The sequence below is a fragment of the Flagellimonas crocea genome (genome assembly GCF_033441595.1).
GTDB classification, from domain to species: Bacteria; Bacteroidota; Bacteroidia; order Flavobacteriales; family Flavobacteriaceae; genus Flagellimonas; species Flagellimonas crocea.
Genome location: NZ_JAUZVX010000004.1, coordinates 85207 through 97510 on the forward strand (window position 1 = coordinate 85207; position 12304 = coordinate 97510).

A 12304-nucleotide genomic window follows, 5' to 3' on the forward strand; every position below is an offset into this window, starting at 1 on the left:
GCAATGAAGAAATTATTTTACATCATACCATTATTTTTCCTTGTCATCATAGGATGTAAGTCCAGCAAATATGCCGAATTGGGAGATGGTATTTTCGCGGATATCCAAACTACCAAAGGGGATATCATCGTACAATTAGAATACAAGAAAACCCCGGTCACAGTGGCCAACTTCGTATCCTTGGCAGAAGGAAAAAATCCATTCGTGAACGATGAGTACAAGGACAAAAAGTTCTACGATGGTATTATTTTCCACAGGGTCATGAAGGATTTTATGATTCAAGGCGGGGATCCCACCGGAACCGGTAGTGGAAACATAGGATACACCTTTAAGGATGAGTTCAACGATTCCTTGAGGCACTCTAAAAAAGGCATCCTTTCCATGGCCAATAGAGGCCCCAAGACCAACAGCAGCCAGTTTTTCATAACCCATACCGCCACTCCTTGGTTAGATGACAAGCATACCGTTTTTGGTGAAGTGGTGGAAGGCATGGATGTTGTGGACTCCATCGCAAATGTAAAGACCGGTGCACAGGACAGACCCACTACGGAAGTCATAATGAACCATGTCGAAATCGTACGCAATGGCAAGGAAGCAAAGCAGTTTGATGCCATAAAAATATTGAACGATTATTTTGAGGAGGCCAAAGCAGAGGAAGAAGCCTTCAAAAAGATGAAAGAAGACCTAGCGGCCCAATTCACCGAACAAATCAATGAAGCCGAGGAGACTCCAAGTGGCCTGCGCATATTGACCTTGAAGGAAGGTGACGGTGAACAGCCCAAAATAGGTCAGCAAGTATTGGTAAACTATGCAGGATGGCTGTTCAATGGTGATTTGTTCGATAGCAATATTCAAGAAGTTGCAGAACAATTCAATCAATTGAACCCGGGCAGAAGAGATCAGGGAGGCTATAGGCCCTTCCCAATGAGCTATAGCCCTGACGCCCAATTGGCAGCAGGTTTCCGTGAAGGACTGTTGACCATGAAAGTAGGTGATAAAGTTCGTTTGTTCATCCCACCACATTTGGGATATGGCGACAACGATTATGGCCCAATACCTGGTGGTTCCACATTGGTATTTGATATTGAAATTGTGGGAATCCAACAATAAACTCCTATAAGAATAAATTAAAAAAGCCGTACTTTTCCGTACGGCTTTTTATATGCCCAAAAAACACTTTGTTTTCATTTTTGATGGGAAAAAGAACCAAGACAATCATAGCCATCTCACTTCCCATACAAGTAATTTTGGTGAAGTGGATAAGCTACTATCCTAACTTTGTTGAAGCGTATTACAGTACTGGGCTATATGTGTATATTTCAAGATCGTTAAGGGTATTGTTTGGTTGGATCCCGTTTTCCTTCGGAGATTTGATGTATACTGCCCTTGTGCTTCTGGCCGTCCGTTACCTATATAAAAAATGGAAGACCATTGGTCGAAAACCTTTCATGTTCCTGAAAGATATCGCAGTGGTATTGTCCATTGCCTATTTTACGTTTCACCTGCTTTGGGGGCTTAACTATCACCGGCAGCCCATTACTTGGAAATTGGATATTGAACGTGATTACACGTTGGAGGAACTGGTGGAACTCACTGAATTCATGGTACAAAAAACAAATCAATATCAACTTAAACTGACGGGAGATACCATATCCCCAGTGCACATTCCCTACTCCAAAAAAGAAATTTTCTCCAAAACAGAGGAAGCATACGAAAACTTTGCAAAGCAATACCCGGATTTTGGCTATGAACACCGTAGCCTAAAATCTTCCATTTATAGCACTCCCCTAACTTTTATGGGATATGGTGGTTACCTAAACCCATTTACGAACGAAGCCCAAGTGAATGGCGTTACTCCAAAATTCAGACTGCCCACTGTAAGTTGCCACGAAGTAGGCCATCAATTAGGGTACTCCGCGGAGGGAGCCACCAATTTTATCGGCTATCTGGTAACCTCACAAAGTACCGACCCCTATTTTAAGTACTCCGCCTACAACCATGCATTGGGGTATTGTCTCACCGACCTTTTTTATAGGGATGAAGAAAAGTATACTGAGATTGCGGGCACCATAAACATGGGTGTCAAAGAAAATTTTAATGAATTGCGCACATTTTGGGAAAAATATGAGAATCCTTTGGAACCCATGTTCAAATCCGTGTTCAACACTTTTTTAAAGGTGAACAACCAAAAGGAAGGCATAAAAAGTTACAATGCGGTCGTAGGGCTCATCATCAACTACCGAAAACGTCATTTAAGCGGACTTTGAAACTTGTGGAGTCCTTAAACAAAGGTTATATTTAAACCGACTAATTCAATTCAAACCTTATGAAAATTAAACTATTAGCGCTGTTTCTCTTCTTGGGCAGTGTTTCTTTGTTTGCACAGGATTATTTTCCAAAAAATGACGGTGTAAAAGCGGAGAAAAACAACAATTACAGGGCATTTACCAATGCCAAGATCTACGTTACACCTACACAGGTGATCAACAACGGCACCTTGCTCATACAGCACGGTAAAGTAGTAGCGGTGGGCAAGTCCGTTAGCATCCCTAAAAATGCCATAGTGGAAGACTTGGAAGGTAAATCCATTTATCCATCCTTTATCGATGTATTTTCCGGTTTTGGTGTAAAACTTCCTGAAAGCGCCAATGGTGGAGGAAGATCGGCCCAATATGGCCCATCCAGGGAAGGGTTTTATTGGAACGACCATATTATGCCCGAAAACGATGCCATCGAAAGCTTCAGCTACGATGCCAAAGAAGCCAAAGAACTTAGAAATGCAGGTTTTGGGACCATTAACGCACACATTGAAGATGGAATCGCAAGAGGTTCCGGGCTGTTGGTCGCACTGAATGATGAAGCATCCGAAGCCGAAAGAATTCTTTCCGACAGATCCGCCCAATATTTTTCTTTTGAAAAAAGCAGGGCATCCAGACAATCATACCCAGGTTCCCTAATGGGCGCCATGGCCTTGATGCGTCAGGTATATTATGATATGGATTGGTACAGCAAAGGGAACGTAGATACCAAAGATCGTTCTTTGGAAGCCCTTATCGCCAACCAGGGATTGACACAAATCTATGCGGCTGGGGATAATGGCAACGTTTTAAGAGCGGATAAAATCGGGGACCTTTTCGGAATACAGTACACCATATTGGCCGGCGGGGATGAGTATGAACGTATCGACGAAATCAAGGCGACCAATGCAAAACTTATTTTGCCATTGGATTTTCCAGATGCATTCGATGTTTCCAACCCTTACCAAGCCAAGTATATTGCTCTGAAAGACCTCAGACATTGGAACTTGGCACCTTCCAATCCAAAGGTATTGGCAGATAATGGCGTAGAGTTTTCGATTACGCTGCACGGACTCAAATCTCCAAAAGATTTGAAAGAAAAAATCATGAAAGCTATCACCTACGGACTTTCCAAGACAAAAGCCTTGGAGGCCCTGACCACTGTTCCTGCCGGGATTTTGGGAAAATCGGATGAAATAGGCTCATTGCAAGCAGGCAGTCAAGCCAACTTCTTGATTACCTCCGGAGATATATTCGACAAAGGAACCACCCTTTACGAAAACTGGGTGCAAGGAACCAAAAACGTCATAGAAAGCATGGATGTCATCGATATCCGGGGTGATTATGACCTTGCCGTTAAGGGCACTACATATAAAGTTTCCTTGACCGGCGATGCTGACAAGCCAAAGGCCGAAATCAAAAAAGGTGATGATACCGTAGAGTCCAAAATAGATTACTCGGGAGATTGGCTGAACATTTCTTTTAGTGATGACAACGTTGGTTCTTACCGAATGGTGGCCCATGTTCTGCCAGGTTCGGAAACTATCAAAGGAAATGTGGTACTTCCCAATGGCGATGAAACTTCTGCTACAATGACCAGAACTTCCCCTTTTGAGGAAAAATCCAAGGACGAGGACAGCATGGAGAAGCCACAATTGATGTCCGTGACCTATCCCAACGTTGGATATGGTTTCAAGGAAAAGCCAAAACAACAGGATATGTTGTTCAAAAATGCAACCGTTTGGACCGGTGAAAGCATTTTGGAAAACACCGACGTGCTCATCAAAAATGGGAAGATTTCGAAAGTTGGAAAAGATTTGCGCGCAGGCGGCGCCACCGTGGTCGATGCCACAGGCAAGCACCTCACTGCAGGAATTATTGACGAACATACCCATATTGCCGCTTTGGCCATAAACGAAGGAGGCCAGAACTCTTCCGCCGAAGTACGAATGGAAGATGTGGTAGACCCCGAAGATGTTGCCATTTACAGGGATTTGGCCGGGGGGGTCACTGCCGCACAGTTGCTCCATGGATCTGCAAACCCTATTGGTGGACAATCCGCCATATTACGAATGAAATGGGGAGAAAGTGCCGAGGACATGATATTCGACAACTCGCCCAAATTCATCAAATTTGCCTTGGGAGAGAACGTAAAGCAGTCCAACTGGGGCAGTTATTCCCGTTTTCCACAGACACGAATGGGTGTTGAGCAAGTATATATTGATTACTTCCAGCGTGCCAAGGAATATGATGAAAAGAAAAAGAGCGGCGAACCATACCGCCATGATGAGGAAATGGAAACATTGGCCGAAATCTTGAACGGAGAACGTTTTATCTCATGCCACTCTTACGTGCAGAGCGAAATCAATATGATGATGAAAGTCGCCGAAAAATTCGGCTTCCGTGTCAATACATTCACCCACATTTTGGAAGGTTACAAAGTAGCCGATAAAATGGCCGAACACGGTGTTGGTGGCGGTACATTTAGTGACTGGTGGGCCTACAAATACGAAGTGAACGACGCTATTCCTTACAATGCTGCCATCATGAGCAGTCAAGGTGTGACGGTTGCCATCAACAGTGATGATGCCGAAATGTCCAGAAGATTGAACCAAGAAGCGGGCAAGACCGTCAAATACGGAGGCATGTCAGAAATTGAAGCTTGGAAAATGGTCACGCTGAACCCGGCCAAACTACTTCACTTGGACGACCGTGTAGGAAGTATTGAAGAAGGAAAGGATGCCGATGTTGTGCTATGGAGCGATCATCCGCTATCCGTTTACGCAAAAGCTGAAAAAACCTTGATCGAAGGAAAAGTATATTTTGATCTCGAAAAAGACAAAATGCTCAGGGAATCCATCAAAAAGGAACGTAACCAGTTGATTGGAATGATGCTGAACGATAACAAAAAGGGTGGAAAATCCAAGACCCCTGTCCAAAGCAAGAAAGAAGAATTTAATTGTGACACCCTTTAAAAAATAGACCATGAAGAAAATATTTTTAATCATAGCAATTGTTTTTGGGGTTTCATTGAACGCACAGCAGACCCCTGCCCCACCTCAATCCGAACAGATTGCCATCGTTGGTGCCACGGCCCATATTGGCAATGGAGAGGTGATAGAGAACTGTACCATCATTTTTAAGGATGGAAAAATTACCGCTATCGGTGCAGGTCTGATGGCCCCGACCATTGGGACCATGATCAATGCCGAAGGTAAACACGTGTATCCCGGTTTCATTGCACCATCCAAATCATTGGGACTGGTAGAGGTCGATGCCGTTAGGGCAAGTGACGATCAGGACGAAATCGGTGAAATGATTCCACACGTTCGCAGTTTGATCGCTTACAATGCAGAGTCCAAAGTAGTGGAAAGTATGCGTCCGAACGGTGTTCTTATCGGACAGGTGACCCCTGTTGGAGGAACCATTTCCGGAACTTCCAGCATTGTTCAGTTCGATGCGTGGAACTGGGAAGATGCAGCAGTTAAAAAAGATGATGGCATCCACCTGAATTGGCCCAACTTCTTTAGAAGGGGCCGCTGGTGGGCCGGAGAAGAAAGAGGTTACATACCCAACAAGGACTATGGAAAGGAAATGGATGATATAAAACTATTTTTCCAAAACTCCATGGCCTATGGGAAGGCAACGGAAAAGGAGAAAAATCTGCCATTTGCTGCCATGCAAGGCCTTTTTGATGGATCTCAACGTTTGTACATCCATGCCGATGGCGAAAAGGAAATGACCGACGCGGTGACGTTGGCCAAGGAAATGGGTGTTAAAAACGTGGTAATCGTTGGTGGATATCGAGCCAATAAAATTGTGGACCTACTTAAAGAACACAATATTCCCGTATTGGTAGAACGCACACACGCTTTGCCAAGTTTTGAAGACGATGATTACGACATTACCTATAAATTGCCAAAATTATTGGTCGATGCTGGCCTTTTGGTCGGATTGCAAAATGAGGACGCTGGTAATTTTCAGGTACGGAACCTTGCTTTTTATGCAGGACAAACTGTGGGTCAGGGATTGGACAAAGAAACTGCGCTCCAATTAATAACCGGAAATACGGCCAAAATTCTTGGGATTGATGACATGTACGGAACCTTGGAAGAAGGTAAAAGCGCAACACTGTTCATCTCCGAAGGTGATGCCTTGGATATGAGGACCAACCAACTATCAAAAGCATATATTGATGGTAGGGACGTTTCGTTGGAAACGCACCAGACCGAACTTTGGAAACGGTACATGGGCAAATACGAAAGAGAAAAAGAAGGACAATAGATTTCTTCTAAATAAAAAACGGCGCTCTAATGAGCGCCTTTTTTATTTCTACTATGATCAATTCATTTTAATGGGAACGTACTCCCCATTTTCCGGTTTTTCGTAAAACGCACTCGATTTGGAATCCTCACTCAACATAACTTCTTCAAAATTGACCGTGCTTGCCGGTTCCAATATCTTTCTTCCCTCATAATTATGCCATGTAATCGATTTTGGCAACACCAGTCCATTCACTTCTTGCCAATTATCGTAATGAATCCATTTTACATTGTCCGAACTTTCACCCGAGCGATAAGTCACCGTATAGCCCAACCAAGCCATTTGGTGGGTATCAGGATTAAAATGGATGAAGTACTCATCTTTGGATGAAGCTCCAACACCTGATTCATAGGCTATTTGCAGACCGGGGTATTTTTTGCCTTCATACTCCAAATCTTCGGTAGCAGAATATAGGATGCCATCATCGGACAACACAAAGGGCATAGCGAAGAAGTAAAACATTAAATTATGATAAAAGCCTGCATCGCCTTCATAGTTCCCAGTTTTATTCAAGAGCCAAGCTTGTTCTCCGTTAAAACCCATTGAAAATGCCTCGGTATCGATTCTATCTTTTCGGGTCCATAAATCAATGGTATGGGTTTCGGATTGGTTTGGTTTTGGCAGCACAAAGGATACTGTTCGTTGTGACTTCCATTTTTTCAAACCTCCATGTGCATCAAAAACTTTCGTTAAGGCATCAGGATAAATAGCTTCGTCAACCACCATTTCCTGCTGAACTGGTGTTTCATTTTTTTCTGTTTTGGGATTTTGTTTACAGGCGGCCAAGCCCAACAAAAATAATAGGATGGTTAATTTGTTCATGGATTAAATTTTACCAGTTGGTCGAAAAGCCCTTTTTATAATTACAGGAATGGCTATTTTTACCCAGTATGGAAGCTAAATTCATCAGCAGTGCCCAGAATCCCTTGATAAAAAAGATTCTGCAACTCAAAGAAAAGTCCCGTGAACGAAAAAAAACGGGCCTTTTTGTTGTAGAAGGACAACGGGAGCTGGAATTGGCGCAAAAGGGTGGCTATGTTTTGCAAACGCTTCTCTATTGTCCAGAACTGATGGGTTCCAGCTCCGTTGATGCTTTTACCAAGCCTTCCAATCAAGAAATTATCCAAGTTTCTGAAAGTGTTTACGGTAAAATTGCTCATCGGGGGACCACCGAAGGCATCATGGGTTTGATGCGTTCCAAAGACCATGCGTTGGCAAACATCGTTTTCAAAGACAAAACACCTTTGGTGCTGGTGGCCGAAGCCCCAGAAAAACCAGGTAACATCGGTGCATTGTTGCGTACTGCCGACGCCGCAGCCGTAGATGCCGTTTTAATAGCAAATCCCAAATCAGACCTATATAGTCCAAACATTATCCGTTCCAGCGTAGGTTGTCTTTTTACCAACCAGATTGGCGTGGGAACCACGGACGAAATCATTGATTTTTTACAAACCAACCAAATCAAAATTTACTGTGCTGCACTTACCGCTTCCAAAAATTATGTGGATTGCGATTTTAAAGCCGCTTCCGCCCTTGTAATGGGTACGGAGGCCACCGGATTAACAGAAAAATGGCTTCAAAATTCCGACCAAAACATAATTATACCGATGCAAGGAGAAATAGATTCCATGAATGTTTCGGTATCCGCTGCAATACTTATATTTGAGGCGAAGCGCCAGCGCGGATTTTAAGCTATGGAAAAAAATGTACTATTTTATGTCATCCTGGCCATTCTCGTGGTCCAATATCTGGTTCACCAGTATTTGGAGTACCTGAACGCCAAGCGTTTTAAATCTACCCTGCCCCCGGAACTCACCGATGTTTTTGATGAAGACGAATATCAAAAGTCTCAAAAATATAAAAGGACCAACTACAAGTTCGGCGTTGTTTCCGACGGCTTTTCACTGGTCTTAACGATATGTTTCCTTGCTTTTGGAGGTTTTGAATGGGTGGACCAGCTCACACGTTCCATTACGGAGGAAGCTATCCCAATGGCATTGATTTTTTTCGGAATAATCATGTTGGGAAGTGCCTTGTTGGGATTACCCTTCTCTTACTACAGAACTTTTGTAATCGAAGAAGAATATGGGTTCAACAAAACAACAAGGTCCACCTTTTGGTCAGACAAGATAAAAGGTGCCATCTTGACCATCATTCTTGGAGGTGGGATTTTGAGCCTATTCATGCTGTTCTACCAATCTACGGGACCTAATTTTTGGATTTATGCTTGGATCGCAGTCGGTATTTTCATCTTGTTCATCAATCTATTTTACAGCCGATTGATAGTGCCGTTGTTCAACAAGCAAACGCCACTTGAAGACGGTAGCCTTAAAAGTTCCATTGAAAACTATGCCCAAAAAGTAGGTTTTGAGCTTCAAAATATTTTCGTGATCGACGGTTCCAAACGATCAACCAAGGCAAATGCCTATTTTTCGGGATTCGGCAAAGAAAAGCGGATTACACTGTTCGATACGTTGATCAACGACCTGAGCGAAGATGAAATTGTTGCCGTTCTAGCGCACGAAGTGGGGCATTATAAACGTAAACACATTATTGTGAACCTAGTTGTTTCACTATTTACCACAGGTCTAACATTGTTCATCCTTTCGTTGTTCATCAACCATCCCGAGATATCCCTGGCCATTGGAGTATCCACCCCGAGTTTTCATGCTGCTTTGGTGGGGTTTGCCCTTTTGTACAGCCCCATCTCGGAAATCACGGGTTTGATTATGAACTATTTATCACGAAAATTCGAGTTTCAGGCCGATGATTTTGCCAAGAATACCTTTGCAGCGACACCTTTGGTTTCTTCCTTAAAAAAGTTGTCCAAAAAAAGCCTGAGCAATCTAACACCTCACCCCGCATACGTTTTTGTGCACTATTCCCACCCCCCGTTGGTGGAACGTATCCGAAACCTTAAGGCATAGATTTTGTTGTTTAGAAAATAAGATTGTAGTAAATTTAATATACTATGACAGAGGCTGCTATTGAAAAAGAGAACAAGGAGATTGCGAAGCAGTACAAGGAATTACTTCGCATAAGCTACCAAACCCTGACGGATGAGGACAAGAAATTGATTCGTTCCGCCTTCGACGTTGCCGTGGATGCCCACAAGGACCAGCGAAGAAAATCAGGGGAGGCTTATATTTTTCATCCGATTGCCGTTGCCAAGATCGTAGCATCGGAAATTGGCCTTGATGCCGTTTCCATTTCCGCTGCCCTGCTCCACGATGTAGTGGAGGATACCCCGTATACGTTGGACGATATTGAGCGCATGTTCGGCGAGACCGTGGCACGTATCGTGGACGGACTCACCAAAATCGCCCATTTAAAAAAGGACAAGGACATTAGTCAGCAAGCGGAGAATTTTAGAAAAATGCTGCTGACCCTCCATGATGATGTCCGGGTGATCATCATCAAGATTGCGGACCGCTATCACAATATGCTCACCATGGATTCCATGCCGGAGCACAAACAGGTGAAGATAGCATCGGAAACGCTTTACATCTATGCGCCGTTGGCGCACCGAATAGGTCTTTACAACATCAAGAACGACCTAGAAGATCTTGCTTTAAAATATACCGAGCCAGAAGTTTACAACGATATCTTGGCCAAAATAGAGGACACCGAAGAGGAAAATTTGGCGTATATCGAAGATTTTTCCAACGTGATCCGAACTTCTTTGGATAAAGAGGGGCTCAACTATTTCATCAAGGGAAGGATGAAGTCCATATTCTCCATCCGTAGGAAAATGAAGGCGCAGAACGTTTCCTTTGATGAGGTCTATGATAAGTTTGCCATCAGGATCATTTATAAATCCGACAAGAAAAACGAAAAATTCCTCGCTTGGAAGATATATTCCATTGTTACGGACCACTTTACCCCAAACCCTATTCGGTTAAGGGATTGGATCACATCACCCAAATCCACAGGGTACGAAGCGCTGCACATTACGGTAATGGGCCCGAAGGGCAAATGGGTAGAGGTTCAGATTCGTAGCGAACGTATGCACGAAATCGCCGAAAAAGGTTATGCCGCACACTTTAAATACAAGCACGGTGCACAAAAAGAGCAAGGCATTGAAGAATGGTTGAACAAATTACAAGAGGCCCTGGAAGGTGCCAATGGCAACGCAGTGGATTTTGTGGAGGAATTCAAGCTAAACCTTTATTCCAAGGAAATATTTGTGTTCACACCCAAGGGCGACCTAAAATCGATGCCCAAAGGAGCAACTGCTCTGGATTTTGCCTTTAACATCCATACCGAGATCGGTTTGAAGACCCGTGGGGCAAAAGTGAACGGCAAACTAGTGCCATTGGGAACAAAACTCAGGAGCGGGGACCAAGTAGAGGTGATAACTTCCGATAGTGCCAAACCTACCCAGAGCTGGCTGGATTATGCCGAAACGGCAAGGGCCAGGTCCAAAATAAAATCATCGCTGAGCGAGGAGAAAAAAGAAGTCGCCGCGGAAGGAAAGGAAATTTTGCGCCGAAAGCTGAAAGCCCAAAAAATCAATTTGAACGAGGACACGGTAAACAAACTGGTGACCTTCTTCAAGTTGAAAACGAGTTTGGACCTATTTTACAGGGTGGGCATTGGTGTGATCGACAACGATAAGCTAAAGGATTTTTCCTCTTCCTATCACAATGCATTTATCAATTTCTTTAAGAACAGGATGCGGAAGACGCCCGCCCCAAAGGATATTGACAAAAATGAGATCACCACAAAATATGACTTGCTTGTATTTGGAAAGGAAGAAGAAAGGCTCAACTACAAACTGTCCCAATGCTGCAATCCTATTCCCGGCGACGATGTTTTTGGTTTTGTGAGCGTGAACGATGGAATTAAAGTGCACAAAAAGAACTGTCCCAACGCCATTTCGTTACAATCCAACTACGCATATCGCATTATCAGTGCCAAGTGGATCGATTCTTCCCAAGAGGAGTTTTCCGTGGATATCCAAATTACGGGAATTGACAATATGGGACTGGTCAAGGACATCACAAAAATCATCTCCGAAAATATGCACGTGAACATGCGCAACCTTAACTTTAGCGCAGATGGGGGCACTTTTAAGGGCAAAATAACCCTCGTGGTAAAAAACAACAATATCCTTAAAAGATTGATGGACAGTTTAAAGCAGGTCGAAGGAATAGATAAAGTGACCAGAATTTAATTTTTAACTGTACCTTTGTGCATTAGCATAGGTAGAAAGCCATGGGAAACAATAAAAATCAGGAAATTGTAAAAAATGTATTTACCTCGTTCCTCGAGGAAAAAGGACATCGCAAAACCCCTGAACGCTACGCCATTTTACAGGAAATTTACGAAAGTGAGGACCATTTTGATGTAGAATCCCTCTATATCAAAATGAAGACCAAAAACTATAGGGTAAGCCGTGCCACACTCTACAACACCATTGAACTTTTATTGGAGAGCAAGTTGGTCCGCAAGCACCAGTTTGGCAAAAACCAGGCACAGTACGAAAAATCGTATTTCGACAGGCAGCACGACCACGTTATCCTTACCGATACAGGAGAGGTGGTAGAATTTTGTGACCCGCGCATTCAATCCATTAAAAAAACCATTGAGGAGGTTTTTGACATCAAGATCAACAATCACTCCTTATATTTCTACGGAACTCGAAACAAAGAACAAAACCTAACAGAATAACCCGAACATTT

General features: G+C 43.4%; 9 protein-coding genes. 8 read left to right on the top strand and 1 reads right to left on the bottom strand.

Features of this window, described 5'->3' with window-relative positions:
* Nucleotides 1–3 precede the first annotated feature (3 nt).
* The 4 genes from SD449_RS13720 to SD449_RS13735 all read left to right on the top strand — a co-directional run bounded on the left by SD449_RS13720 (nt 4) and on the right by SD449_RS13735 (nt 6581).
* Nucleotides 4–1110 (top strand): peptidylprolyl isomerase, encoded by a 1107-nt coding sequence (locus SD449_RS13720; protein WP_318311343.1) that lies wholly within the window; start codon nt 4–6, stop codon nt 1108–1110.
* 83 nt (nt 1111–1193) lie between these two features.
* Entirely contained in the window at nt 1194–2267 is a 1074-nt protein-coding gene (locus SD449_RS13725) for a DUF3810 domain-containing protein (protein ID WP_318311344.1), read from the top strand.
* A gap of 59 nt (nt 2268–2326) precedes the next feature.
* Entirely contained in the window at nt 2327–5272 is a 2946-nt protein-coding gene (locus SD449_RS13730; RefSeq protein WP_318311345.1) for an amidohydrolase family protein, read from the top strand.
* Between the two features lie 10 nt (nt 5273–5282).
* Complete coding sequence (locus SD449_RS13735; protein ID WP_318311347.1) at nt 5283–6581, top strand: amidohydrolase family protein; 1299 nt, start codon at nt 5283–5285, stop codon at nt 6579–6581.
* Between the two features lie 57 nt (nt 6582–6638).
* On the opposite strand, the gene SD449_RS13740 is transcribed toward SD449_RS13735, so the two are convergent.
* On the bottom strand, nt 6639–7442 hold the full coding sequence (locus SD449_RS13740; RefSeq protein ID WP_318311348.1) for a DUF6503 family protein: 804 nt from the start codon (nt 7440–7442) through the stop codon (nt 6639–6641).
* A 68-nt stretch (nt 7443–7510) separates the two neighbouring features.
* Here SD449_RS13740 and SD449_RS13745 point away from each other — a divergent pair, with 68 nt between their 5' ends.
* From SD449_RS13745 to SD449_RS13760, 4 genes are read left to right on the top strand one after another with little or no spacing between them, the layout of a single operon-like run.
* Nucleotides 7511–8311: a TrmH family RNA methyltransferase gene (locus tag SD449_RS13745; RefSeq protein ID WP_318311349.1), complete on the top strand. Its 801-nt coding sequence runs from the start codon at nt 7511–7513 to the stop codon at nt 8309–8311.
* A 3-nt stretch (nt 8312–8314) separates the two neighbouring features.
* Nucleotides 8315–9547, top strand: a complete 1233-nt coding sequence (locus tag SD449_RS13750) for a M48 family metallopeptidase (protein ID WP_318311350.1) — start codon at nt 8315–8317, stop codon at nt 9545–9547.
* A 44-nt stretch (nt 9548–9591) separates the two neighbouring features.
* Entirely contained in the window at nt 9592–11796 is a 2205-nt protein-coding gene (locus SD449_RS13755; RefSeq protein WP_318311351.1) for a RelA/SpoT family protein, read from the top strand.
* A 41-nt stretch (nt 11797–11837) separates the two neighbouring features.
* Nucleotides 11838–12293 (top strand): Fur family transcriptional regulator, encoded by a 456-nt coding sequence (locus SD449_RS13760; RefSeq protein ID WP_318311352.1) that lies wholly within the window; start codon nt 11838–11840, stop codon nt 12291–12293.
* Nucleotides 12294–12304: the final 11 nt, after the last annotated feature.

Bases quoted from the DNA above. Each gene is read 5' to 3' on its own strand.
- SD449_RS13740 (WP_318311348.1), bottom strand. From the start codon at position 7,442: ATGAACAAATTAACCATCCTATTATTTTTGTTGGGCTTGGCCGCCTGT.
- SD449_RS13750 (WP_318311350.1), top strand. From the start codon at position 8,315: ATGGAAAAAAATGTACTATTTTATGTCATCCTGGCCATTCTCGTGGTC.
- SD449_RS13725 (WP_318311344.1), top strand. From the start codon at position 1,194: ATGGGAAAAAGAACCAAGACAATCATAGCCATCTCACTTCCCATACAA.
- SD449_RS13760 (WP_318311352.1), top strand. From the start codon at position 11,838: ATGGGAAACAATAAAAATCAGGAAATTGTAAAAAATGTATTTACCTCG.
- SD449_RS13745 (WP_318311349.1), top strand. From the start codon at position 7,511: ATGGAAGCTAAATTCATCAGCAGTGCCCAGAATCCCTTGATAAAAAAG.
- SD449_RS13755 (WP_318311351.1), top strand. From the start codon at position 9,592: ATGACAGAGGCTGCTATTGAAAAAGAGAACAAGGAGATTGCGAAGCAG.
- SD449_RS13720 (WP_318311343.1), top strand. From the start codon at position 4: ATGAAGAAATTATTTTACATCATACCATTATTTTTCCTTGTCATCATA.
- SD449_RS13730 (WP_318311345.1), top strand. From the start codon at position 2,327: ATGAAAATTAAACTATTAGCGCTGTTTCTCTTCTTGGGCAGTGTTTCT.
- SD449_RS13735 (WP_318311347.1), top strand. From the start codon at position 5,283: ATGAAGAAAATATTTTTAATCATAGCAATTGTTTTTGGGGTTTCATTG.